The 25092-nt window shown below is 68.6% G+C and carries 21 protein-coding genes; 13 read left to right on the top strand and 8 right to left on the bottom strand.

From position 1 onward, the window contains the following. The first annotated feature begins 8 nt into the window (after window positions 1–8). The 4 genes from SNE35_RS06305 to acpA all read left to right on the top strand — a co-directional run bounded on the left by SNE35_RS06305 (window position 9) and on the right by acpA (window position 6162). Window positions 9–2717: a nitrate reductase gene (locus tag SNE35_RS06305; protein ID WP_320422013.1), complete on the top strand. Its 2709-nt coding sequence runs from the start codon at window positions 9–11 to the stop codon at window positions 2715–2717. Continuing rightward, window positions 2714–3511, top strand: a complete 798-nt coding sequence (gene cobA / locus SNE35_RS06300) for a uroporphyrinogen-III C-methyltransferase (RefSeq protein WP_320422012.1) — start codon at window positions 2714–2716, stop codon at window positions 3509–3511. Before SNE35_RS06305 ends, cobA begins: the two co-directional genes overlap by 4 nt. Window positions 3512–3607: 96 nt before the next feature. Then, a complete protein-coding gene (locus SNE35_RS06295) occupies window positions 3608–4447 on the top strand; it encodes a substrate-binding periplasmic protein (RefSeq protein WP_320422011.1) in 840 nt (279 codons plus the stop codon). 62 nt (window positions 4448–4509) lie between these two features. Continuing rightward, window positions 4510–6162: an acid phosphatase gene (gene acpA, locus SNE35_RS06290; protein ID WP_320422010.1), complete on the top strand. Its 1653-nt coding sequence runs from the start codon at window positions 4510–4512 to the stop codon at window positions 6160–6162. A gap of 600 nt (window positions 6163–6762) precedes the next feature. On the opposite strand, the gene SNE35_RS06285 is transcribed toward acpA, so the two are convergent. Then, on the bottom strand, window positions 6763–7281 hold the full coding sequence (locus tag SNE35_RS06285) for an SLOG cluster 4 domain-containing protein (RefSeq protein WP_320422009.1): 519 nt from the start codon (window positions 7279–7281) through the stop codon (window positions 6763–6765). Between the two features lie 2 nt (window positions 7282–7283). Further along, window positions 7284–8048, bottom strand: coding sequence for a DeoR/GlpR family DNA-binding transcription regulator (locus tag SNE35_RS06280; RefSeq protein ID WP_320422008.1), 765 nt, complete (start codon window positions 8046–8048; stop codon window positions 7284–7286). A gap of 50 nt (window positions 8049–8098) precedes the next feature. On the opposite strand from SNE35_RS06280, the gene nudK reads away from it, so the two are divergent. Then, the gene (gene nudK / locus SNE35_RS06275; RefSeq protein ID WP_320422007.1) at window positions 8099–8686 is read left to right on the top strand and encodes a GDP-mannose pyrophosphatase NudK; all 588 of its coding nucleotides are present in this window, start codon (window positions 8099–8101) and stop codon (window positions 8684–8686) included. On the opposite strand, the gene SNE35_RS06270 is transcribed toward nudK, so the two are convergent. Beyond that, the gene (locus tag SNE35_RS06270) at window positions 8687–10450 is read right to left on the bottom strand and encodes a methyl-accepting chemotaxis protein (RefSeq protein WP_320422006.1); all 1764 of its coding nucleotides are present in this window, start codon (window positions 10448–10450) and stop codon (window positions 8687–8689) included. A 182-nt stretch (window positions 10451–10632) separates the two neighbouring features. Between SNE35_RS06270 and SNE35_RS06265 the strand changes: the two genes are divergently transcribed. Next, window positions 10633–11403 carry a type III pantothenate kinase gene (locus SNE35_RS06265; RefSeq protein WP_320422005.1) on the top strand — a complete coding sequence of 257 codons (771 nt, stop codon included), beginning with the start codon at window positions 10633–10635 and terminating at the stop codon, window positions 11401–11403. A gap of 31 nt (window positions 11404–11434) precedes the next feature. On the opposite strand, the gene hslU is transcribed toward SNE35_RS06265, so the two are convergent. The 5 genes from hslU to SNE35_RS06240 form a co-directional block, all read right to left on the bottom strand. Then, on the bottom strand, window positions 11435–12736 hold the full coding sequence (hslU, locus tag SNE35_RS06260; RefSeq protein ID WP_320422004.1) for an ATP-dependent protease ATPase subunit HslU: 1302 nt from the start codon (window positions 12734–12736) through the stop codon (window positions 11435–11437). Next, window positions 12733–13284 carry an ATP-dependent protease subunit HslV gene (hslV, locus tag SNE35_RS06255; protein WP_320422003.1) on the bottom strand — a complete coding sequence of 184 codons (552 nt, stop codon included), beginning with the start codon at window positions 13282–13284 and terminating at the stop codon, window positions 12733–12735. The genes hslU and hslV overlap by 4 nt, the downstream gene beginning before the upstream one ends. Before the next feature lie 57 nt (window positions 13285–13341). Further along, window positions 13342–15351, bottom strand: a complete 2010-nt coding sequence (locus tag SNE35_RS06250; RefSeq protein ID WP_320422002.1) for a hypothetical protein — start codon at window positions 15349–15351, stop codon at window positions 13342–13344. Window positions 15352–15414: 63 nt separating this feature from the next. After that, complete coding sequence (gene dksA / locus SNE35_RS06245; RefSeq protein WP_320422001.1) at window positions 15415–16101, bottom strand: RNA polymerase-binding protein DksA; 687 nt, start codon at window positions 16099–16101, stop codon at window positions 15415–15417. A 168-nt stretch (window positions 16102–16269) separates the two neighbouring features. Then, on the bottom strand, window positions 16270–17325 hold the full coding sequence (locus SNE35_RS06240; protein ID WP_320422000.1) for a CobW family GTP-binding protein: 1056 nt from the start codon (window positions 17323–17325) through the stop codon (window positions 16270–16272). 136 nt (window positions 17326–17461) lie between these two features. Between SNE35_RS06240 and SNE35_RS06235 the strand changes: the two genes are divergently transcribed. The 7 genes from SNE35_RS06235 to SNE35_RS06205 are packed head-to-tail and all read left to right on the top strand — an operon-like array spanning window position 17462 to window position 25084. Then, complete coding sequence (locus tag SNE35_RS06235; protein WP_431312714.1) at window positions 17462–18343, top strand: CorC family transporter; 882 nt, start codon at window positions 17462–17464, stop codon at window positions 18341–18343. Between the two features lie 4 nt (window positions 18344–18347). Continuing rightward, complete coding sequence (lnt, locus tag SNE35_RS06230) at window positions 18348–19811, top strand: apolipoprotein N-acyltransferase (RefSeq protein ID WP_320421999.1); 1464 nt, start codon at window positions 18348–18350, stop codon at window positions 19809–19811. Window positions 19812–19849: 38 nt separating this feature from the next. After that, complete coding sequence (gene glyQ / locus SNE35_RS06225; protein WP_320421998.1) at window positions 19850–20773, top strand: glycine--tRNA ligase subunit alpha; 924 nt, start codon at window positions 19850–19852, stop codon at window positions 20771–20773. Beyond that, a complete protein-coding gene (gene glyS / locus SNE35_RS06220; protein ID WP_320421997.1) occupies window positions 20770–22866 on the top strand; it encodes a glycine--tRNA ligase subunit beta in 2097 nt (698 codons plus the stop codon). Before glyQ ends, glyS begins: the two co-directional genes overlap by 4 nt. Window positions 22867–22870: 4 nt before the next feature. Further along, window positions 22871–23515 (top strand): D-glycero-beta-D-manno-heptose 1,7-bisphosphate 7-phosphatase, encoded by a 645-nt coding sequence (gmhB, locus tag SNE35_RS06215; protein WP_320421996.1) that lies wholly within the window; start codon window positions 22871–22873, stop codon window positions 23513–23515. After that, window positions 23512–24264 (top strand): lysophospholipid acyltransferase family protein, encoded by a 753-nt coding sequence (locus tag SNE35_RS06210; RefSeq protein WP_320421995.1) that lies wholly within the window; start codon window positions 23512–23514, stop codon window positions 24262–24264. Before gmhB ends, SNE35_RS06210 begins: the two co-directional genes overlap by 4 nt. Before the next feature lie 7 nt (window positions 24265–24271). After that, window positions 24272–25084: a M48 family metallopeptidase gene (locus SNE35_RS06205; protein WP_320421994.1), complete on the top strand. Its 813-nt coding sequence runs from the start codon at window positions 24272–24274 to the stop codon at window positions 25082–25084. The last annotated feature ends 8 nt before the right edge of the window (window positions 25085–25092 follow it).

Here is a 25092-nt window from a genome sequence, read left to right as displayed (position 1 = left end):
CAGACACCATGAACATGGAAACCCGCTCCACCTGCCCCTACTGCGGCGTTGGCTGCGGCGTCATCATCGAACACGACGCTACACAAATCACCGGCGTCCGCGGCGACCCCGACCATCCCGCCAACTTCGGCAGACTGTGCACCAAGGGATCGACCCTGCATCTGACGGCCACGCCCGTTGTGATGCAGACGCGACGCCTGCTGCGCCCCGCCCGCCAAGGCCTGCCCATCAGCTGGCACGAAGCCAACACCGAAATCGCCGCCAAGCTGCAAGCGATCAAGAACGCCCACGGCCCCGACTCCATCGGCTTCTACATCTCCGGCCAGCTGCTAACCGAGGACTACCACGCCTTCAACAAGCTGGCCCGCGCCGTCATCGGCACCAACAACATCGACAGCAACTCGCGCCTGTGCATGAGCTCCGCCGTCGTCGGCTACAAGCAGAGCCTGGGTGCCGACGCGCCGCCCTGCAGCTACGAGGACATCGAGCGGGCGGACTGCGTGTTCATCATCGGTGCCAACCCGGCCTGGGCTCACCCGATCCTGTTCCGCCGTCTCGAAGACGCGAAAGCGCGGCGGCCCGAGATGAAGATCATCGTCGTCGACCCCCGCCGCACCGAGAGCGCCGAGTTCGCCGACCTGCATCTCCAGATCCAGCCCGGCACCGACGTCGCGCTGCTGCACGGCATGCTGCACGCGATGATCTGGGAAGGCTGGGTCGACACCGCCTTCATCGCTACCCACACCGAGGGCTTCGCCACGCTGAAACAGTTGGTGCGCGACATGCCGCCTCGCGAGGCGGCGCGGATCTGCGGCGTCAGCGAGGAACAGATCCTGCAAGCCGCGCAGTGCTTCGCCACTTCGCCGGCTACGCTGTCGCTGTACTGCATGGGCATGAACCAGAGCAGCAGTGGCACGGCCAAGAACACCGCGCTGATCAACCTGCATCTGGCCGCGGCGCAGATCGGCCGGCCGGGTGCCGGCCCGTTCTCGCTGACCGGCCAGCCCAATGCGATGGGAGGCCGCGAGGCCGGCGGCATGGCCAGCCTGCTGCCGGGCCATCGCGATCCAGCCGATGCCGCGCACCGGTCCGAGATCGCGCGGCTGTGGGGCATGGCCGATGACAGTGCGCTGCCCGAAACACCCGGCAAGACGGCGATCGAGCTGTTCCAGGCGGCCGAGCGCGGCGAGGTGAAGGCGCTGTGGATCGTCTGCACGAACCCGGCGCAATCGCTGCCGGAACAGGCACTGGTGCGCCGGGCGCTGGAGCGCTGCGAGCTGGTCATCGTGCAGGAGGCTTTCGCCGGCACGGCCACCGCGGCCTTCGCTCACTACCTGCTGCCGGCCGCCACCTGGGGCGAGAAGGAGGGCACGGTGACCAACAGCGAGCGCCGCATCAGCCGCGTGCGCACCGCCGTGCCGCCGCCGGGCGAGGCGCGGGCCGACTGGCGCATCGCCGCGGACATTGCTCGCGCGATGGGCATGCCGCTCGGCGCCGATACACCCGAGCAGCTCTGGCTCGAACACCGCGAGGCCACGCGCGGCCGCGATCTCGACATCACCGGCCTCAGCTACGCGCTGCTGGACGAGCGCGGCCCGCAGCAGTGGCCTTTCGTCGATGGACAGGGGACGGAGCGGCTCTACGCGGACCACCGCTTCGCCACGGCCGATGGCCGTGCGCGCTTCGTCGCCAAGCCCTTCAAGCCGCCGCTGGACACGGCCGATGCCCGCCGCCCGTGGAGCCTGACCACCACCCGGCTGCGCGACCAGTGGCATGGCATGAGCCGCAGCGGCGTCGTGCCGCGCCTGTTCGGCCACGAGGGCACGCCCGCGCTGTCGCTGAACCCGCAGGACATGGCGCGCCGTGGCCTCGCCGAAGGCGACTACGTGCGTATCACCTCCGCCCGCGGCGCGCTCGTGCTGCGCCTGCGCGGCGACGCGGCCATTGCGTCCATGCAGGCGAGCGTGCCGATGCACTGGGGGGGCGAGTTCGTCGGCGGGGCCGGCGGGATCAACGCCCTGACCCAGCCCGGCTTCTGCCCCGATGCCAAGCAGCCGGAGCTGAAATTCACGGCCGTGTCGCTGGAGAAGCTGGCGCTGCCCTGGCGAGTCAGCGGTGCCGCCTGGTCGGCGGACCGTGCGCTGCTGCGCGAGCTGCTGACGGCCTTCGACTATGCGCACTGCGTACCGGTCGCTGGACCGGACGGCCGCGAGGGCTGGAGCTTCGAGGCGGCCTGCGCGGAGCCGCCGGCCGCGACCACGCTCCAACGGCTGGCTGCGGCACTGGGCCTGCACGGCGTCGGCCTGCTGCGTTATGCCGACGCACGCCGCGGCCGCAGCCGGCTGCTGCGACTGGACGGCGAAGGTGCGGAGGCGACGTTGAGCGCGCTGCTGCTGGTCGGCGAGGCCGGCACGGCGGAGTGGCTGCTGCCGCTATGGCGTGAGGCCCGCCCGGTAGCGCCGTTCGGCCGCCGCCTGCTGGCGCCGGAAGCCGCGGATGCAACGGCCGCCGCGCCGCCGCGCAGCCCGCAGGTCTGCAACTGCTTCGACGTCTCGGAAGCCCGCATCCGCGAGCAGCTCGGCCGCTGTGCGGGCTCCGCCACCGAGCGCCTTGCTGCGCTGCAGGCGGGGCTGCGTTGCGGCACGCAGTGCGGTTCGTGCCTGCCGGCCTTGCGCCGGCTCGTTTCGCAGGTCCAGCCCGAGGAGGCCACGACATGAACGACAGCCAGAAGATGCTCCATCCCGTCAGCCTCGTCGGCGCCGGCCCCGGCGATCCGGAGCTGATGACGGTGCGCGCGCTGAAGCGGATCGAGGCGGCCGACGTGCTGCTGTGCGATGCGCTGGTCGACCCGCGCGTGCTGACCTTGGCGCGGGCGGATGCGCGCGTTTTGCAGGTCGGCAAGCGCGGTTTCAAGCCTTCCACCGACCAGCGCTTCATCCACGAGCTGATGATCCGCGAGGCACGCAAGGGCGCGCGCGTCGTGCGTCTGAAGGGCGGCGACCCGTTCGTCTTCGGCCGTGGCGGCGAGGAGGCCGATGCGCTGCGTGCCGCGGGCATCGAGGTCGAGATCGTCAGCGGCCTCACCTCGGGCCTGGCCGGGCCGGCCGGCTTGGGCATTCCGGTCACCGACCGGCGCTGCACGCCCGGTGTCGCGCTGGTCACCGGCCACAACGGCGAGGGCGGCCGCTCGCCCGACTGGGCGGCGCTGGCGCGCAGCGGGCTGACCCTGGTCGTCTACATGGGCGTGACCCAGGCGGCCGATATCGCCGCTGCGCTGCTCGCCGCCGGCATGCAGGCGGATACGCCGGCCGCGGTGGTCTGCGCTGCGCACACCGCGCAGCAGCGCGAGTTCCTGTGCACGCTGGCGACCTTGCCCGACACGATCGCGCGGGAGCAGGTGAAGGCGCCGGCACTGCTGGTGATCGGCGAGGTGGTGGCGCTCGCGCCGGCGTGGCGCGCCGCGATCGAGGCCGCGCAAGACCCGGCCCGCGAGGCGAGGTGGAACAACTGAAACGAGGCGCTGCAGCGATGTCCGCGACAATGGAGGACATAACGACTTATTCAAGCGCACTATGGTCCCGCAGCGGGCACGAGGAAGGTTCGGGCGATGAGCGGCCGCCGACGGGCGATCGCAGCGGTGGCGGCGCTGGGGCTGCTGGCAAGCGTGCTGGCGGCGCAGGCCGGCTGTTCTCGCGTGCTGCAGGTGCCGGTGGCACCGATCGGCCTGGGCGTGACCGTGGCCGCGAACGGCCAGGTGGGCGGCATCTACCCGGAGCTGATGCGCCATGTTGCCAGCGGCGAGGGCTGCGACCTGCATTTCACCGTCGTTCCCCGTGCGCGCCAGGAGCTGATGTTCGAGAGCGGCCTGGCTGACATCCTGCTGCCGGCGCGGCGCTCGCCGCGGCGCGACCAGTACGGTGTCTTCGTGCCGCTGTTCCAGAGCCGCGCGGCGCTGGTGAGCCTGGACCGCGGTGCCGCGCGCCCGCCGCTGCCTGAGCTGCAGAGCCTGGCCGATCTGCAGCAGCACCACGAGCTGCGCCTGGCCGTCGTGCGGGGCTACGACTATGGCGAGGCCTACCAGTCGCTGCTGGCCGCGATGGCCGCGCAGGGGCGGCTGCAGCAGGCGACCGACCCGATCTCGCTGGTGCGCATGCTCGACGCCGGCCTGGCGGATCTGGCCATCGTCGCGCCCACCATCGTCACCGGTGCGCTGCGCGGCGATGCGCGGCTGAAGGACTGGCTGCCGCGCGTGCAGGTGTCGACGGTGGAGGAACTCGGCTGGGGCGAGAGTGGCGTCTACCTGTCCAACCGCTCCAAGCTGGGTGTGGCCGATCGACAGGTGCTGGAGGCGGGGCTGGTGCAGCTCGCCAAGTCCGGCGCCGCCTGGAGGGAGTTCCAGCGCTACTACCCCGAGGACTCGCTGCGCCTGTCGGTGCGGCCGCGCTGAATCTCATCCAGCGCTGTCCTTATGATGAGCCCGCCCCAGCGGCGGAAGGGAACAAGACCATCATGAAGACGAGCGACGACCAGGACCTGCAGCAGCCATTCGACCCGGAGCGCCGCCGTGTGCTCGTCGGCACGCTGGCCGCGGCGGGCGCGGGCCTGCTGGGCGTGGATGCCGCTGCCGTGGCCGCCGCAGCGGCCGCGGAGGACCGCGCGCTGCGCCAGCGCGTGAAGACCATCGTGGTGATCTACGGCGAGAACCGCAGCTTCAACAACCTGTTCGCGCAGTTTCCCGGCCAGGCCCAGCCGCTGGCCGACATCACCCGCGCACGCGCCGCCCAGCGCGACCGCGACGGCGCGCCGCTGCCGCAGCTGCCGAAGATCTGGGGAGGCCTGGTGCCGCACAAGCAGACGGTGGACGGCACGCCCTATGCGATCGACGAGTCGCAGATCGCCGGTCTGCCGAACGCGCCGTTCAGACTGGCCGATGCGGCCGGCAAGCCGCTGCCGCTGGGCGTCATCACGCGCGACCTGACGCACCGCTTCTACCAGAACCAGATGCAGATCAACGGCGGGCGCAACGACCAGTTCGTCGCCTGGGGCGATTCCGGCGCGCTGGTGATGGGCCACTACGGCCCCGGCAGCGGCTCGCTGAAGCTGGCCGAGGTGGCCAAGCGCTACGTGCTGTGCGACCGCTTCTTCATGTCCGCCTTCGGCGGCTCGTGGATGAACCACATCTTCCTGATCTCGGCTCAGCCGCCCTTCGTCAAGGACGCGAAGGACGGTCCGGTCAAACGCTTGATCTGCGAGGTCGAGGGCGATGACCCGAAAGGCACGCGGCTGAAGCTGCGCAAGGAGTCGCCGGCCTCGGCGCTCGACGGCCCGCCGCGCTTCGAGCGCGACGGCACGCTGACGCCGGATGGCTACGCCGTCAACACGATGGCGCCGCCCTACCAGCCGAGCTACGTGAAGCCCGCGCCCGGCGGCGACCCCGCGCTGGCCGATCCGCGCAACCCCGGCGTGCTGCCGCCGCAGGAGGACGCGACGATCGGCGACCGCCTCTCCGCCAAGGGCATCTCCTGGGCCTGGTGGAGCGGCGCCTGGGCCGCGGCACTGGCACACGAAGGCCAGCAGGGCGACGGCGAGGTGCCGAACTTCCAGGAGCACCACCAGCCCTTCAACTACTACCGCAACTACGCGCCCGGTACCGCGGCCCGCGCCGAGCACCTGCGCGACGCAGGCCTCGGCGACGACCCGAGGACCAATCATTTCCTCGCCGCCATCGACGCCGGCAAGCTGCCCGCCGTCAGCTTCTACAAGCCGCAGGGCAACCTGAACATGCACGCCGGCTATGCGGACGTGGCCAGCGGCGACGCCCACATCGCCCACGTGATCGAGCGGCTGGAGAAAAGCCCGCAGTGGTCCGACATGGTAGTCATCGTCACGGTGGACGAGAACGGCGGCTGGTGGGACCACGTCGCGCCGCCCGAGGGCGACCGCTGGGGCCCCGGCTCGCGCATCCCGGCCATCGTCATCTCCCCGCATGCGAAGAAGGGTGTCGTCGACCACACCGACATGGACACCAACGCCATCATTCGTCTGATCACCCGCGTTCATGGCCTGGAGCCGCTGCCTGGGGTGAAGCGGAGGGACGATGCGATGCGGGCGCGGGGGCAGGTCTTGCTGGGGGATCTGACGAGCGCGTTGGAGCTGGGGTGACGGGTAGTTCTGGCGTGGTGTTGTCGTTCGCCACGGTGCCGGGACTCGCCCCGGCGGGCGACTCACTTTCTTTGCTTCGCCAAAGAAAGTAAGCAAAGAAAGGCGACCCTGCTTCCGCCGCCCTCCCTGGGGTCGGGTGCCCTGCGATGCTCGCGACTTGGGCTCCGCGCCAAACTCGCTGCGCTACGCTCAGACAGACGGCGCGAAGTCAGATCACGAGGTTCGCTTCGCTCACGGTCCCAAGCCGCTGCGCTTCTCGGCGGCTGCACAAGGGGCCCGAACAGCCAAATGCACGAAGCGCGGCGAGTCGTCGGGTATTCGGCTGTTGGGGGTTCCCCTTCTGCGCCGCCGAGAAGCACAGAAGTCCGGGGCGCGCGCGAAGCGCGCTTCGTAGACATGCTTCGCGCCGCTTGTCTGAGCGGAGCGTAGCGCAGCGAGTTTGGCGCGGCCCCGGGCTTCGAGCATCGCAGGGGACCCGCAGCGAAGCGGAGGGCGGCGCAGCAGGGGCGGTTTCTTTGCTTACTTTCTTGGGCGCCCAAGAAAGTGAGTCGCCCGCCGGGGCGAGACCCGGCACCGTAGCAAAAGACCGCCGCAGAGAGCTCAGACCAGAGTCAATTCCCGCAACCGCCACTCCAACTCCCCAACGCTGCCCCAAGGCAGGATCGGCGAGTTGCGACGCTCATCCGGTGGGTTGTCCAGCAGCCTGTCGGACCAACCGCCGCAACCCACCAGCGGCAGCAGCGGCCGGCGGTGCAACCAAGCCAGGCAGACCTCCGAGATCGTGCCCGCGCGCCCGCCGATGACCAGGCAGGCGTCGCCGGCCAGCGCCATCAGCAGGTTGCGCGCATCGCCCATGCCGCAGGGGACGACGATGGTGGCGGGCCAGTCGGGTGGTGGCATCTGGTCGGAGGGGATGATGGACAGCACCCGGCCACCGGCCGCGACCGCGCGCTCCGCCGCCACGCGGGTGGCGGGACTGCCGCAGCCGCTGACCAGGGTGATGCCGAGCTTCGCCATCAGTTCGCCGGCGGCGCCGGCCAGCTCGTAGGCGGCGGAGCCGGGCTCGGCGCTGCCCAACACGCAGACCTGGGGCTGGCGGATCGCAGAGTGCGTCGTCATCGTCATGTCCTTTCGCAGCGCTCGACGCTGACGGCAGCGACCTTCAGCGCACGCAAGGTCTTGGCAGGGGTGGCAGCCGGCACGACGAGGCGGGCGATTTCGCCCAGCGGCGCGACCAGGAAGGGCGAGGCGGCCAGCAGTTTTTCGGCCGAGGCGAGCACCACCGTTTCCGCCGTGCGCTTGTGCAGCGCGTTCTTGACGGCGGCCTCCTCGGCATCGCCGGTCGTCAGGCCCGCTTCCGGGTGCACGCCAGTGACGCCCATGAAGTAGAGATCGGCGCGCAGCCGCGAGGCCGCGTCGATCACTGCGGCGCCGACGTTGACCATCGAGTGCCGGAACAGCCGGCCGCCGAGCACCAGGATCTCCAGCTGGGGATGGACGGCCGCCTCGATGGCGACGTTGGGGCTGTGCGTGACGATGGTCGCGCGCAGGCCGGGGCGCAGCTGGCGGGCGAGCTGGATCGCGGTGGTGCCGCCGTCGAGGATGACGACCATGCCGTCCTCGATCAGCGCGGCGCCGTGGCGGCCCAGCGCGACCTTGTCGTCCACCGAGACGCTCTCGCGCCCGCGCAGGTCGGCCAGCGCGGCCGAGGCGGGCAGGGCGCCGCCGTGCACGCGCTGCAGCTTGCCGGCGGCAGCGAGCTCGCGCAGGTCGCGGCGGATCGTGTCCTCGGAGGTCTCCAGCTCGGCGGCCAGGTCCTTGGCGACGAGTCGGCCCTCGGCGGCCAGGCGGGACATCAGCAACTGCTTGCGTTGAACGGTCAGCATGGTCTACAGTGATTGCACGAAATTGCACGTTTATACATGAAAGTGCTTGTATGAAAAACGACCGAGTGCGCGTCATCGAGGAACGCCTGCTCTCCGACAACTGGTACACGCTGAAGACGATCGCCTTCGACTGGCGTCGCAGCGACGGCAGCTGGCAGCGCCAGCATCGCGAGACCTACGACCGCGGCAACGGCGCGGTGCTATTGCTGTTCAACGCGGCGGCGGGCACGGTGGTGCTGACGCGGCAGTTCCGTATGCCGGCCTATGTGAATGGCTGCGCGGACGGCATGCTGATCGAAGCCTGCGCGGGGCTGCTGGACGGCGACGAGCCCGAGACCTGCATCCGCCGCGAGGCCGCCGAGGAAACGGGCTACCGGATCCGGCAGCCGCGCAAGGTCTTCGAGGCCTATATGAGCCCCGGCTCGGTGACCGAGAAGCTGCACTTCTTCGTCGCCGCCTACGAGAGCGCCGATCGTGTCACCCAGGGCGGCGGTGAAGCCGGCGAGGGCGAGGACATCGAAGTGCTGGAGCTGCTGCTGGACGAGGCGCTGGCCATGGTGGCCGATGGCCGCATCCAGGACGGCAAGACGATCATGCTGCTGCAGCACGCGGCGCTGCAGGGGCTGGGCAAGCTCTGATCAGAAGGTTTCCCAATCGCCGTCGGACGGCGCCGGCGCTGGCGCGACGGGGGCTGCCGCGGGCTTGGTGGGGCGGGGCGCGCTGACGGCAGGTTTCGCGGCTGCCTTCTTGGCGACTGCAGTGGCGAGCGGCTTGCTCGCGCTCTTGACCGCAGCCGGTGCGGGCGAGGCCGCACGCGCGGGCATCGGCGCCGGCGCCAGTGCCACGGCGACGCGCGTGCCGCCATCCTGCAGCTTGAAGCCGCTGACCAGCCCGGCCAGCTTGCGCGCCTGCTCGCGCAGCGACTCGGCGGCGGCCGCGCTCTGCTCGACCAGCGCCGCGTTCTGCTGCGTCATCTGGTCCAGCTGGCCGACAGCGCCGTTGACGGAACTGATGCCGTCGCTCTGCTCGACGGTACTGGCGCGGATCTCGCCGATGATGTCGCCGACCCGGCCGACGCTGGCGACGATCTCCGTCATCGTGCTGCCCGCGTCCTGAACCAGCCGAGCGCCGGTCTCGACCTTGTCGACGCTGCTGCCGATCAGCGCCTTGATCTCGCGCGCCGCCTCGGCGCTGCGTTGTGCGAGGCTGCGCACCTCGCCGGCCACGACGGCGAAGCCGCGGCCCTGCTCGCCGGCGCGCGCGGCCTCCACCGCGGCGTTCAGCGCGAGGATGTTGGTCTGGAAGGCGATGCCATCGATCACACCGATGATGTCGTTGATCTTCTTTGAGCTGGCGTTGATCTCGTCCATCGTCGAGACCACTTGGCCGACGACCTCGCCGCCGCGCTGCGCGACCTGCGCTGCGTTGGCTGCCAGCTGATTAGCCGTGGCGGCGCTGTCGGCGCTCTGGCGCACGGCGCCGGTGAGCTGCGTCATCGAGCTGGCGGTCTGCTGCAGGTTGGAGGCGGTCTGTTCGGTGCGCTGGCTCAGGTCCTGGTTGCCGGTGGCGATCTCGGAGCTGGCGGTCTGGATGCTGTCCGCGCTGTGGCGCACCTCGCCGACGACGCGGTTCAATGAGTCCTGCATTGCGGCCAGCGCGCGCTGCACGCCGCCGATCTCGTCCTTGCGCGCGGTGTCGATCGGGCCGCTGAGGTCGCCGCCACCGATGCGCTCGGCCTGGCTGGCCAGCTCGGCCAGCGGGCGGCTGATCTCGCGCACCAGCAGCAAGGTGCCGACGGCCAGACCGATCACGATCACGATCATGATGCCGCCGGACATCCAGACACTGCGCATGCGCGCGTCGCCGGCTTCCTGGCGCAGCGCGTCCGAGCGGTCCTTCTGCAGGTTGGCGAAATCCTGCTGGGCGTCCAGATAGCTGGCGACGGCCGGCAGCATCCGTTCCTTCAACGCGGCGTTGGCGCCGGCGGCATCGCCGCCAGCCTTGAGCTTGGTGACCTCGCCGCGGATGGCGATGTAGTCCGTGCGCTTCGCAGCGATCTTGGCCAACGCGGTCTTCTCGGCCTCGCTGACCGCGATTGCGTCGATCTCCTTCTGCATCTCGGAGATCTTGGCCGTCGTCGCGTCGATCTCGGGCTTCAGGGCCTGCGCCACGGCGGGATCGGCGCTGAGGATGCCCGCGGCCGCGCGGGCGGCGTTGGTCTCGGTCAGGCCGCGCCAGCGCAGGGAGAGTTCGAATTTGCGCTGCTGCTCCTGCTGCTGGGTCTGCGCCTGCTCCAGCAGGCCGCGCGTGCGTATCGACGAGGCCGCGGTCATCAGCACGACAACGATCGCCAGAACCAGGACGGGCAGCCAGAGCTTGGCCGCGATGGACATTGATTTCATCGTTTGCTTTCTTGTCTGGGGTTGTCGCGTCTCTGACCCGATAGACTGCGCGCGCTGAGCTTCCGGGTCCGTGTGTCTCTCAGAGGAAGTATCGGCGCCTAGCGCCCCAATTTGAAGCGCTGATGACACCGCGGGATGCTGTTAGGCTGCCAAAGTTGTCATCTTCAACACTTCTCCCTTCCATGAGCTTCCTGGCCATCGACATCGGCAACACCCGCCTCAAGTGGGCGCTTTATGCCTCGCCCCAGCCGGGTGCAGCGACGCTCGCGCATGGTGCCGTGTTCCTCGAGAACATCGAGCAACTGGCTGAGGGCGACTGGAAGGGCCTGCCGGTGCCGCACAGCGTGCTCGGCTGCAATGTGGCCGGCGACGCGGTACGCCGCCGTGTCGAGGAGCAACTGGAGCTGTGGGACATCACGCCGCGCTGGGTCGTCTCCAGTGCCGCTGCCGGCGGGGTGACCAACGGCTACGACCACCCGGCCCGCCTCGGCACCGACCGCTTCGTCGCCCACATCGGCGCGCGCTGGCACGTGCTGCAGCGCGGCGTCGAGCGAGCCTGCCTGGTGGTGATGGTGGGTACGGCGGTGACGGTGGACGCCATCGACGCCGCCGGCCACTTCCTCGGCGGCCTGATCCTCCCAGGCCACGGCATCATGCTGCGCGCGCTGGAAGGCGGCACGGCTGGCCTGCGCGTGCCGACCGGCGAGGTGCGGGAGTTCCCGACCAACACCTCGGACGCACTGACCAGCGGCGGCAACTACGCGATCACCGGCGCCATCGAGCGCATGCACCGCCACCTGACGCAGCGCGCGGGCCATGAGCCGCTGACGCTGATGACCGGTGGCGCGGGCTGGAAGGTCTCACCCGCGCTCGACGCCGTGGCGCACGAACTGATCGAGCCGCTGCTGTTCGACGGGCTGCTGGCGCTGCAGTCGCACCGGCTGGCGCTCTAGCCAAGCGCCAAGCCGGCGGCGGCGCTTCGCTTCAGAGGATGAAGCGCGAGAGGTCTTCGTTCTTGGCCAGCTCGCCGAGCTTGGCGTCGACTTCTTCCGCGCCGAGGCTCACGGCCTGACCCCCGAGGTTGGGCGCATCGAAGCTGATCTGGTCGAGCAGGCGTTCCATCACGGTGGACAGGCGCCGCGCGCCGATGTTCTCGGTGCGCTCGTTGACCTCGAAGGCGATTTGCGCCAGGCGGCGGATGCCGTCGGGCTGCAAGGTCAGCGCCACGCCTTCGGTCGCCAACAGCGCCTGGTATTGCTTGACGAGGCTGGCGTGCGTGCTCGACAGGATGGCCTCGAAGTCCTCGACCGACAGCGAATCCAGCTCGACGCGGATCGGGAAGCGGCCCTGCAGCTCGGGGATCAGGTCGCTGGGCTTGGAGAGGTGGAAGGCGCCGGAGGCGATGAAGAGGATGTGGTCCGTCTTCACCATGCCGTACTTGGTGTTGACCGTCGTGCCCTCGACCAGCGGCAGCAGGTCGCGCTGCACGCCCTGGCGGGACACGTCGGCACCGCCGTGCTCGGCGCGGCTGGCGACCTTGTCGATCTCGTCGATGAAGACGATGCCCATCTCCTGCGCAGCGGCCAGCGCGGCGGTCTTGATATCGTCCTCGTTCAGCAGCTTGGCGGACTCTTCCTCGACCAGCAGCTTCATCGCCTCGCCGATCTTCAGCTTGCGCGCCTTGCGCTTGTTGCCGCCGAGGTTGGCGAACATGCCCTTGAGCTGCTCGGCCATCTCCTCCATGCCCTGGGGGCCGAGGATCTCCATCGTCGGCTTGGCTTCGAGCAGTTCGACCTCGATGTCCTTGTCGTCCATCGCGCCTTCGCGCAGGCGCTTGCGCATGGCCTGGCGGGTCGGGTTTTCGGCGTCGCTGCCGGGCACGAGGATGTCGAGCACGCGCTCCTCGGCGGCGTCCTCGGCGCGGGTGCGCTGCACGCGCATCTGCACCTCGCGCTCCTGCTTGATCGCCACCTCGACCAGGTCGCGCACGATCGAGTCCACGTCCTTGCCGACGTAGCCGACCTCGGTGAACTTGGTCGCCTCGACCTTGACGAAAGGCGCGCCGGCCAGCTTGGCCAGGCGGCGCGCGATCTCGGTCTTGCCTACACCAGTGGGGCCGATCATCAGGATGTTCTTCGGCGTGATCTCGCCGCGCAGCTTCTCGTCGACGCGCTGGCGGCGCCAGCGGTTGCGCATCGCGATCGCGACGGCGCGCTTGGCCTTGTTCTGGCCGACGATGTGGCGGTCCAGTTCGGAAACAATTTCTTGGGGCGTCATCGAGCTCATTCCAGAACCTCGATCGTGTGGTTCAGGTTCGTGTAGATGCAGATCTCGCCGGCGATCACCAGCGACTGCTTGACGATGTCCTGCGCGCTCAGCTCGCTGTGGTTCAGCAGCGCCTTGGCGGCGGCCTGCGCATAGGCGCCGCCGGAACCGATCGCGACGATGCCCTGTTCGGGCTCCAGCACGTCGCCGTTGCCGGTGATGATCAGCGAGGCGGTCTTGTCGGCGACGGCCAGCATCGCCTCCAGCCGGCGCAGCACGCGGTCGGTGCGCCAGTCGCGCGTCAGCTCGACGGCCGCGCGCACCAAGTGGCCCTGGTGCTTCTCCAGCTTGGCCTCGAAGCGCTCGAACAAGGTGAACGCGTCGGCCGTGGCACCGGCAAAGCCGGCCAGCACCTTGTCGTGATAGAGCTTGCGCACCTTGCGCGCGCTGGCCTTGACGACGATGGTGCCCAGCGTGACCTGGCCATCGCCGCCGATGGCGACCTGATTGCCACGGCGCACGCTGACGATGGTCGTGCCGTGATAGACGGGTGATTGTTGTTGGTCCATAGACTTCCTGGATGGGGGCGGCGCCCCGGTATTCAACAACGGAGCGCCGGAGCGGCTTCAGACCTGGCGGATCTTTACGCGCGCGTGTTCGTTGATACCCATGGCGCCGAAGAAGAGCGCGACGAGGCGGTGGGCCTCGGTGAAGACCACCGAGCGGTTCTCGCCGCGGCGGGCGAGCACCCAGTTCAGCAGGTCGCCGGCGGCCATGAAGTCCAGCCGGATCAGCTTCGTGCAGGCCACGTCGACGATCGGCGCGGCGCCGATCTCGGTGGTCATCAAGCGCAGCGTTTCGGAGATGTCGCCGCTCAGCTGGCCGCTCAGTTCCAGCTGGATCGTGGTCGGGATCTGCGTCTGCTCGCTGATCTGCGACTCCATGAAGCTGGTGGTCGGTGCCTCACCAGCGGGCAGGGTGCTGGTCGGCGGCGAACTGCTGGTCGACAGGCCCTGGCCGCTGACGCGCACGCGGCACTTCGAGCGCTCCCAGGACGGCGGCGAGACCTCGTAGGTCACGCAGTAGTCGATGGCGGTCTCGTCGAACTGGTCGGGCCGGTTGACGAGGCGCAGCGTTTCGAGCCGCAGCATCCACAGCGCCGGGTCGACGTCGCGCACGGCCACCGGCGACTGGTCCTTCAGCAACTGCAGGAAGCGGTCGCCAGCCAGCCAGCGCATGTCGATCTGCTGCTCGGCCCACTGGCGGAACAGCTGGCGAAGCGCGTCACAGGCCTCGATGTCGAGCTGGCGCAGCGGCGCCCAGTCCAGCACCCAGGGCATCGGCAGGTTCTCGCAGCGGGCCTGCAACTGCCGGACCGATTCGGCCTGCAGGAACTCGGGCGCCGTCCAGCCGACGCTGCCGGAACGGCCCATCGGTGCGCGCACGCTTTTGGCCGCCTCGGCCACCAGCTTGGGCATCGAGAACCATTGCGGGGCCGACAGGCCGAACTGCTGCGCGTACTCCAGCGCCAGCGCTTCGAACTTGGCCTGCGCGCCGGTGGCGCGGTGGTGGTCGAACAGCACCAGCCAGGTCTCGCCGTGCGTATGGCGTTGCCCGCCCTTGTGCGTCAGCTCGGTCAGGATGCGTTCGCTGGTCTCGTAGTCGGCGTTGGCGAAGGCGATGACCGCCTCGTCCAGCTCGGGATCGTGCACCAGCTCGTTCAGGTCCGAGGCGATGTGCTTCTCGGCCACGCTGAAGCTTAGCGACAGGTCGGGCGATGAACCGGCCGCCGACGCAGCGGCAGGCGTTGGCGCCGGCGGCAGCGGGGAGAAGGTCATCTCCAGCGGCGGCAGGTCCTCGGTCAGCGAGGGCGGTAGCAGGCTGGCGCTCTTGGCATCGGACAGCGGCGACATGCCAGCGCCCATCGTCACCGCGGCCGGCGGCGGCATGGCCTCGAGGCGGTTCATCTCCTCGCGCGACGAGAACTGGCTGACGCGCGCATCGGAGCGACCCGGCGGCGCGCTGCCGACCGGCGTGTTGGCGAACGGCGCGTAGGCGGGGGACAGCGCAGCGGGCGTCGGCGGGGCGAAGGCCGGCGCCGGCTCGCGTGCGGACACCTGCGGCGCAAATGGGGGCGGCGGCGCGGAGGCCTGTCCTTGGGACGGCAACGTGGGCTCGACTGTCGTCGCAGCGAAGTGGATCGGCCGCGTGCTGGTCTCGAAGAAGCCGGGCGGGTGCTGGCCCTGCACCTGCGTGCTCGGGAAGTTGCGTTCGCCGACCATCTGCTGCTCGATCGCGTCGATCTTGTCCTTGACGCGGGGATCGATCTTCGAATTCGAGTTCAGCTCGCTGTTCGTGCGCTCGACCTCGTCGAGCCGCGAGGACGAGGAGCCCAGTGCTGCCAGTTGTTCCGGCGTCAGCCCCTCGCGCCGGATGCGGCGCAGCATGTCGAGCTCGCGCTTGCGCACGAAATCGTTGCGCCGCTTGCGCTCGACCATGGCGCGAACCTCGGCCTTCTTGAGGTCGCTCTCCGGGTCGTCCTGGCGGGAGTTGATCTCGGCCCAGTCGGTCGTCGGATTCGTGACGAAGCGGGCGACCTTGCGAAAGAAACTCTCACCGTCTTTCGGATCGCTCATGCGCTGGGTTGGGTGGTGATGATGCGTTCGTCGGTGCAGGGAAGGGACGCGCGGCGGACTCGATCAGTCCCCGAACATCTTCTGCTTCAGCTCACGGCGTTGCTGGGCTTCCAGCGACAGGTTGGCGGTCGGGCGGGCGATCAGCCGGCCCAGGCCGATCGGCTCGCCGGTTTCGTCGCAGTAGCCGTAGTCGCCGCTGTCGAGGCGGGCCAGCGATTGCATGATCTTCTTCAGCAGCTTGCGCTCGCGGTCGCGGGTGCGCAGTTCCAGTGCGTGCTCTTCCTCGATCGTGGCGCGGTCGGCCGGATCGGGGACGATGGAGGTGTCCTCGCGCAGGTGCTCGGTGGTTTCGCCGGCATTGGAGAGCACGCCTTCCTTGAGTTCCGTCAGCTTGCGGCGGAAGAACTCGATCTGCTTGGCGTTCATGTACTCCGAGTCGGGCATCGCCATGACTTCGGCGTCGCTCAGATCGGTGCCGGACTTGGTCTTCCAGGCATTGGCCAGCTTGGGGTCTGATTTGGCTGCGGTGCGGGGGCTTTCGATCACGTCACTATTCATTTGGCGGGTGGGAGGCTTCGGCGGCGCGAAGCGGTCGGCGAAGCGGCTGCTGCCACCCTGGGTTGCGGGGTGTTCCTCAAGCGTCGCGACGGCAGCGGATGACCCCACCGCCTCGGCCTTGGGCTTGGACGCCTTCAGCGGCTTCGGTGCTGCCGCCGTGGAGGTGGTCTTGGGGGCCGGTGTCTTGCTCACGTTTCGCTCCTCGCTAGGCAGTTGTTTGTCTCTGCTCTAGATTGCTTGCTGATCGGGTCCACCTGGATTCGCGCCCTTTTGGGCGCCGCGGATTGTAGCCACCTTGCGCAGCCAGAAAATCCCCGGCTCGAACGGGTTCCCGAACCTTGGCAAAACCCTTGGCAAAACCTATGCCAGACAGCCTTCCAGACCCTGGGCAAAGATCTCCTGCGGCAGGTCGATGCCGATGAAAACCATTTTGCTCGTCTTCGCCTCGCCCGGCATCCATTTCGGCCCGAGGTCGGAGCCCATCAACTGGTGCACGCCCTGGAAGATCACCTTCTTGTCGGTGCCCTTCATGTTCAGCACGCCTTTGTAACGCAGCATCTTCGGCCCGTAGACCTGGACGATGGCGCCGAGGAAGTCTTCCAGCTTGGCCGGGTTGAAGGGCCGGTCGGATTTGAAGACGAAGGACTTCACGTCGTCGTCATGGGCATGGTGGTGCGGATGGTCGCAGTGCTCGCCGTGCTCATGGTCGTGATCATGATCATGGTGGTGGTCGTGATCGTCGGCCGTGAGGAAATCCGGGTCGATCTCCAGCTTGGCGTTGAGGTTGAAGCCGCGCAGGTCGAAGATCTTGTCCAGCGCCACCTCGCCGAAGTGGGCGGTCTGCACCGGCGCGCGGGGGTTCATATGCTTGATCCGGTGCGTCAGCTCGGCCACGGCGCCAGCGTCGACCAGGTCGGCCTTGCTGATGAAGATCTGGTCGGCGAAGCCGATCTGGCGGCGCGCTTCCTGGCGGGTGTTCAGCTGCTCGTCGGCGTGCTTGGCATCCACCAGGGTGATGATCGAGTCGAGCAGGAAGCTCTCGGCGATCTCGTCGTCCATGAAGAAGGTTTGCGCGACCGGGCCCGGGTCGGCCAGGCCGGTGGTCTCGATGACGATGCGCTCGAAGTCCAGCTCGCCCTTGCGGCGCTTGGTCGCCAGGTCGGACAGCGTCGTGCGCAGATCCTCGCGGATCGAGCAGCAGACGCAGCCGTTGTTCATCTGGATGATCTGTTCCTTCGTCTCGGTGACGAGGATGGAGGTGTCAATGTCTTCCTCGCCGAACTCGTTCTCGATGATGGCGATCTTCTGGCCGTGCGCCTCGTGCAGCACGCGCTTGAGCAGGGTGGTCTTGCCGGAGCCAAGGAAGCCGGTGAGGATGGTGGCCGGGATCAGGCCAGGAGAAGCAGTGGAGGACATGATGGAGAAGAAGCTGCGCGCGCAGCCTGGGTAAGTACTCTGGCGTCCCAGGTGGGGACGGATGACTTTGGTGCAAGAGGAGCCGTCATGTCAATCGGTTATTCTCGAACCCATTGCAACTACGGCACGCAGCTCAGTGTCTGAACCTCAGTCTAGTCGGCCCCCGGTACGTGGGGGCCTGAAACCGCCTACCGCGCAGGCACGCAGTCTCGTCGCCCGCATGTGGGAATTCATCCATCCCGGCCCGGATTCCAAGCGCGAGCTGATCCAGACCCTCGCCGAGGCCGAGGAACGCGAGCTGATCGAACCCGAATCGCTGCAGATGCTCGAAGGCGTGCTGCGCATGGCCGAACTGAGCGCCGGCGACGTGATGGTGGCGGCACCGCGCATGGATCTGCTGGACATCGAGGCGCCGTACGAAGAATTGCTGGCCCAGGTGATCGACACCGGCCATTCGCGCTTCCCCGTCTTCGAGGGCCAGAAGGCCAACATCATCGGCATCCTGCTGGCGAAAGACCTGCTCAAGATCCAGCGGGCGCCGGAGCTGAACCTGCGCGCGCTGCTGCGGCCGACCATCTTCGTGCCGGAGAGCAAGGGCCTGAACGAGCTGCTGCGCGACTTCCGCTCCAACCGCAGCCATCTGGCGGTCGTCATCGACGAGTTCGGCAACACTGCCGGACTGATCACGATCGAGGACGTGCTGGAAGAGATCGTCGGCGAGATCGAGGACGAGTTCGACGAGAAGGGCAACAGCGACAGCGGCATCTACACGCTGGCCGACGGCAGCCAGCGCGTCGCCGGCGATGCGGATATCTCGGAGGTCAACCAGGCCTTCGGCGTCGCTTTTCCCGAGGAGGAATTCGACACCATCGGCGGCCTGGTCGCCCAGGAGCACGGCCGTGTGCCGCGGCGCGGCGAGGTGGTCGAGATCGCCGGCCTGCGCTTCTCGGTGATGCTGACGCGCGGCGGCGCGGTGCGCTGGTTCAAGGTGACCCGCGCGGAACCCGAGGCGTCCTGAGCTAATGCGCTTGAGATGGGCGTTAGCGGCCGCCCTGGCCGCCGGTGTGCTGCATACGGCCGCCTTCGCGCCGACCTTCCTGTGGTGGCTGCAGATCCTGGCCCTGGCCGGATTGTTCGCGCTGGCCTGGAACGCCGCGCCGCGCCGCGCGGCGGCGCTGGGCGCGGCCTTCGGCATCGGCTGGATGGCTTCGGGCCTGTGGTGGCTGTACATCAGCATGCACGACTTCGGGGGCATTCCGTCGGTGCTGTCCGCGCTGGCGGTGCTGCTGCTGGCGGCGTTCCTGAGCCTGTACTACGCCGCGGCGCTCGCGCTGGCGGCCTGGCTGGGCGCGCGCTGGAAGGCCATCGTCTTCACCGCGAGCTGGCTGCTGGCCGAACTGGCGCGGGCGAGCTGGCTCAGCGGCTTTCCGTGGCTGGCGAGCGGCTACGCGCACAGCGTCGGGCCGCTGGCCGCCTGGGCGCCGTGGATCGGCGTCTACGGGCTGGCCGCGCTGGGTGCCGCCGCTGCCGCCGGCCTGGCGGCGTTGGCGATGCAGCGCGACTGGAAGCCGCTGGCGGGCGTGATCGCCGTGCTGGCGGTCGGCGCACTGCTGCCGCACGAGTTCACCGTGAGCACCGGCCGCCTGCGCGTGTCGCTGCTGCAGCCGAACGTACCGCAGGACGAGAAGTTCGACCGCTCGCTGATCGACGCGAACCTGGAAAAGCTGGCGCGCCAGATCGAATCGGCGCGCGGGCAACTGGTCGTCACGCCCGAATCGGTCGTGCCGCTGCCGCTGGAGTTCCTGGACCCGCCTTACCTCGAGCGCCTGAAGCGGGCTGCCGCGCAGCGGCCACTGCTGCTGGGTACCTTCCTCGGCAATGAACGGGACGGTTACGTCAACTCGATGCTGGCCTTCGGTACGGCCGCGCCCTACGACTACGGCAAGCGCCACCTGCTGCCTTTCGGCGAGTTCGTGCCCTGGGGCCTGCACTGGTTCGTCGACGCGATGGGCATCCCGATGGAGGACCAGGCGCGCGGCAGGACTCAGCAGGCGCTGCCGCTGGCCGGCCAATTGCTGCGGCCGCTGATCTGCTATGAAGACCTGTTCGGCGAGGACTTCGTCTCCAGCATGGTCAGCCCCGATGCCGCTACCGTGCTCGTCAACACCAGCAACCTCGCCTGGTTCGGCCGCTGGATGGTGCAGGACCAGCATCTGCAGTTCTCGCAGATGCGCGCGCTGGAGTTCCAGCGGCCCTTCATCCGTTCGACGAACACCGGCGCCACGGCCGTGCTGGACTACCAGGGCCGGGTGACGGCAAGACTTGACCCCATGACCAGCGGCATTCTCGAAGCCGAGGTCGAAGGACGCACTGGCAGCACGCCCTATGCGCGCTGGCTGGCGGCCTGCGGGCTGTGGCCCTTGTGGGCGCTGGCCATCGCCGTGCTCGGCCTTGCAGGCTGGCGCAGGCGCGCCCGTAGAATCTGAAGTTACTCAGAGTAACCCTCCCTCGACTACGCCACTTCATGCTGAGCTTCCAGCAAATCATTCTGACCTTGCAGGACTACTGGTCCAAGCAGGGTTGCGCGCTTCTCCAGCCCTACGATATGGAAGTCGGTGCCGGCACCAGCCACACCGCCACCTTCCTGCGCGCGCTGGGCCCCGAGCCCTGGAAGGCCGCCTATGTGCAGCCGAGCCGCCGCCCGAAGGACGGCCGCTACGGCGAGAACCCGAACCGCCTGCAGCACTACTACCAGTTCCAGGTCGTGCTGAAGCCCGCGCCGGCCAACATCCTGGAGCTGTACCTCGGCTCGCTGGAGGCCCTGGGCTTCGACCTGAAGAAGAACGACGTCCGCTTCGTCGAGGACGATTGGGAGAACCCGACGCTCGGCTGCTGGGGCTTGGGCTGGGAGGTCTGGCTCAACGGCATGGAGGTGACGCAGTTCACTTACTTCCAGCAGGTCGGTGGCATCGACTGCAAGCCGATCACCGGCGAGATCACCTACGGCCTGGAACGCCTGGCCATGTACCTGCAGGGTAAGGAGTCGGTGTACGACCTCGTCTACACCGAAGGCCTGAGCTACGGCGACGTGTTCCACCAGAACGAGGTCGAGCAGTCGACCTACAACTTCGAGCACAGCGACGTCGACTTCCTGCTCAGCGCCTTCGCCGCGTATGAGCGCAAGAGCCAGGAGCTGATGACCGAGAAGCTGGCGCTGCCCGCCTATGAGCAGCTGCTGAAGGCCGGCCACACCTTCAATCTGCTGGACGCGCGCGGTGCGATCAGCGTGACCGAACGTGCCGCCTACATCGGGCGCATCCGCAACCTGGCCCGCACCGTCGCGCAGAGCTATGTGGACAGCCGCGCACGGCTTGGCTTCCCGATGGCGCCGAAGGCCTGGGCCGACGAGGTGATCGCTCAAATCGAAAAGAAGAAGGCAGCTGCGTGATGTCGGCCAATCTGCTTGTTGAACTGTTCGTCGAGGAACTGCCCCCGAAGGCGCTGAAGAAGCTCGGCGAGGCCTTCGCTTCCCTGCTCGGCGATGGCCTGAAGGCACAGGGCCTGGCACCAGCCGATGCCGGCATCGTCTCGTTCGCTTCGCCGCGTCGCCTGGCCGTCCACGTGGCCGGCGTGGCGGCCAAGGCCGCCGACCGCGCGGTGCAGCAGAAGCTGATGCCGGTGGCCGTCGCGCTGACGGCCGATGGCCAGCCGACGCCGGCCCTGCTGAAGAAGCTCGCGGCTGTCGGCGCTGACGCCTCGGTCGTGCCGCAGCTCAAGCGCCAGCCGGATGGCAAGGCCGAAGCGCTGTTCTGGGATTCCGTTGTGCCGGGTGCCACCTTGGCCGAAGGCCTGCAGAAGGCGCTGGACGAGACGCTGGCCAAGCTGCCGATCCCGAAGGTCATGACCTACCAGCTCAGCGATGGCTGGACCGACGTGAAGTTCGTCCGCCCCGCGCATGGTCTCGTCGCACTGCATGGCAGTGAAGTCGTCGGCGTGAAGGCCTTCGGCCTGGGTGCCGGCCGCGAGACGCGTGGCCACCGCTTCGAGTCTGCCGCGCCGAAGATCGTGATCGAGAGCGCCGACAGCTACGCCGCGCAACTGCGCGAGCAGGGCGCCGTGATCGCCTCGTTCGCCGAGCGCCGCGCCGAGATCGTGCGCCAGCTGAACGAGCGTGCCGGCGGCCTGAAGCCGATCGACGACGACGCGCTGCTGGACGAGGTCACCGGCCTGGTCGAGCGCCCGAACGTGCTGCTGTGCCGCTTCGAATCCGAATTCCTCGCCGTGCCGCAGGAATGCCTGATCCTGACGATGAAGGCAAACCAGAAGTACTTCCCGCTGCTGGATGCCGCGGGGAAGCTGACCAACCAATTCCTCGTCGTCTCCAACATCCGGCCCGACGACGCCAGCGCCGTCACCGGCGGCAATGAGCGCGTCGTGCGCCCGCGCCTGGCCGACGCGAAGTTCTTCTTCGACCAGGATCGCAAGAAGACGCTGGCCGAGCGGGTGCCGGGCCTTGCCAAGGTCGTCTACCACGGCAAGCTGGGCACGCAGGGTGAGCGCGTCGAACGCGTGCGAGCGATTGCCAAGGCGATTGCCGGCATGCTGGGCACCGATGCGGGCCTGGTCGACCAGGCCGCCCGCTTCGCCAAGGCGGATCTCTTGACCGACATGGTCGGCGAGTTCCCCGAGCTGCAGGGCATCATGGGCGGTTACTACGCGCGCCATGACGGCCTGGACGGTTCGGTTGCCGAGGCCATCGAGGATCACTACAAGCCGCGCTTCGCCGGCGACGAGCTGCCGCGCAACGATGTCGGCGTGGTGGTGGCGCTGGCCGACAAGCTGGAGACGCTTGTGGGCCTGTTCGGCATCGGCCAACTGCCCACGGGCGATCGCGATCCCTTTGCACTTCGCCGCCACGCACTCGGCGTCGTTCGCATGCTGACCGAGACAGCGCTGACCCGTCGGCTTGAACTCGCCGCGCTGCTGCAGTCGGCGCTGCCGGCGTTCGGCCCGCTCATTCAGGATCCGAGCACTGCGCTCACCCAGTTCATCCTCGATCGCCTCGCTGGCGCGCTGCGCGAGCAGGGCTACACGGCCCAGGAGGTCGATGCGGTGCTGGCCCTGACGCCGCAGCGACTGTCTGATGTGCTGTCGAGGCTGGATGCGGTGCGCGAGTTCGCAAGCCTGCCTGAGGCCCCCGCCCTGGCCGCGGCGAACAAACGCATCGGCAACATCCTGAAGAAGGTCGAGACGCCGGTCGAGGCCCGTGTCGACGACGCGCTGCTGCAGGAGGCCGCCGAGCGTGATCTCGCCGCTGCGCTGAAGACCGTGGCGCCGAAGGCCGATGCGGCCTTCGAGCAGGGCCAGTACGCCGCTTCATTGCGCGAACTGGCCGCACTGAAGGCGCCGGTCGATGCCTTCTTCGACGGCGTGATGGTCAATGCCGACGACGCGGCGCTGCGCGCCAATCGGCTGGGCCTGCTGAAGACCTTGCACCAGGCGATGAACCGCGTCGCCGACCTGTCGCGACTGGCCAGCTGAAGCCATGCGCGCCGACCACAGCCACGGCATGAAGCTCGTCATCCTCGGCCGCGACGGAACGCTCAACCACTACCGCGACGACCACGTCAAATCGGTGGAGGAACTGGAGCCGCTGCCCGGCGCGCTGGAGGCTGTGGCCCGCCTGAACCACGCCGGCTGGCATACGGTGATGGCGACGAACCAGCCCGGCATCGGCCGCGGCCTGCTGGACATGGCCTCGCTGAACGCGGTGCACATGCGACTCGCCCAGCTGCTGGCGGAGAAGGGCGGGCGTCTGGACGCCGTGTTCTTCTGCCCGCACACGCCGGAGGAGGGCTGCAACTGCCGCAAGCCGCTGCCGGGCCTGATCGAGCAGATCGGCGAGCGCTTCGGCGTGGAGCTGTCCACGGTCCACATGGTCGGCGTGTCGCTGCGCGACATCATGACCGCGCGCAACGCCGGCTGCGTGCCGCACCTGATCCTCAGCGAAAAGGAAGGCACGCTGGACGAGACCCAGCTTGCCGCGATGCTGGCCCAGGTGCCCGGCACGCAGGTGCACACCAACATCACGGCCTTCGCCGAACACCTGGTCCAGCAGGACCGCCGCGCCAAGGCCGACGCCCGCGGCGAGAAGCTGACACCCGACACGAGTCCTGGAGACCTTTCTTGATCGTTCTTGCCGCACTGCGCTCCGCGCTGTTCGTCCTCTGGCTGCTGCTGACCGTCGTTCCGGTCGCGATCTGGGTGCTGATCCAATCGATCTTCGTGCGGGGCGACCCGGTCTACTGGAGCTGCGCCTTCTGGCTGAAGCTGGCGATCTGGGGCGCGCGCGTCATCTGCGGTGTGCGCTGGCGCGTGCAGGGCCAGGAGCATCTGCCGCAGCAGGCCAGCGGCGCGGTGATCCTGCTGTCCAAGCACCAGAGCACCTGGGAGACCTTCGCCTACCCGGCGCTGATGAGCCATCCGCTGGCCTATGTGTTCAAGCGAGAGCTGCTCTACATCCCCTTCTTCGGCTGGGCGATGGCGCGGCTGGACATGATCCACATCGACCGCAGCAAGCGCAGCGAGGCCTGGTCCAAGGTCGCGGCCAAGGGCCGGCGGCTGGCGGGCAAGGGCGTGTGGGTCATCATGTTCCCCGAAGGCACGCGCATCCCGCGCGGCAAGGTCGGCGACTACAAGAGCGGCGGCACGCGGCTGTCGATCGAGACCGGCGTGCCGGTCGTGCCGATCGCGACCACCTCGGCGCGCTGCTGGCCGCGCAAGAGCTTCCTACTGCGCCCGGGCGTCGTGGACATCTCGATCGGCCGGCCGATCAGCCCCGAGGGCCGCGAGCCGCTGGAGATGATGCGCGAGGTCCAGGCCTGGATCGAAGCGGAAATGCAGCGGCTCGATCCCGAAGCCTACGCGGCGAAGGCCTGACGCGAACATGCTGAAACGCCTGGCCAATCTGCTGCAGGACAAGCAACTGAGCCTGTTCGATGCGGAGCCGGCCGTTCCGCCTCCGCCTGACGCGCTGGTCAACCCGCGTGCGCTGCGCGAAACCCGCCTCGGCGAGCACCGCGTGCAGTACGAGTTGAAGCGCGCACGGCGCCGCAGCATCGGCTTCATCGTCGGTGCGGACGGCCTGTCGGTCAGCGCGCCGCGCTGGCTGCCCCAGGCCGATATCGAGCGCGCGCTGGTGCAGAAGTCCGACTGGATCCTGCGCAAGCTGGTCGAGCAGCGCGAGCGCGCCCAGCGCCTGCAGGCCAACCGCATCGAGTGGCGCGACGGCGCGAGCATGCCCTACCTCGGGCAGCCGTTGCGGCTCGCGCTGACCCCGCAGCAGGACGGTGTCGAGCTGGACGAAGCCGGCCGGGTGCTGCGCATCGGCCTGCCGTACGACGCCAGCGCGGAGCAGATCCGCGACATCGTCCAGGCGTGGTTGAAGCGCTGCGCCAAAGCCTATTTCGAACCCCGCTGCCAGCACTACGCGGAAGAACTCGGCGTGACGATGAAGCAGCTGCGCTTGAGCTCGGCGCAGACCCGCTGGGGCAGCGCCAGCGCCGATGGCTCGATCCGCCTGCACTGGCGCCTGATCCACTACACGCCGGCGATCATCGACTACGTGGTCGCCCACGAGCTGGCCCATCTGCGCGAGATGAACCACAGCCCGCGCTTCTGGGATCTGGTGCGCTCGGTGATGCCCGATTTCGAGCAGGCGCGCAGCCTGCTGCGCGAGGAATCCATCACGGCTTCGTGATCTGAATG

The organism is Roseateles agri, from assembly GCF_034043675.1.
Taxonomy (GTDB): Bacteria; Pseudomonadota; Gammaproteobacteria; order Burkholderiales; family Burkholderiaceae_C; genus KK5.
The sequence above is the reverse complement of the archived record's forward strand: the minus strand, read 5'-3'. Positions and strand labels throughout refer to the sequence as shown.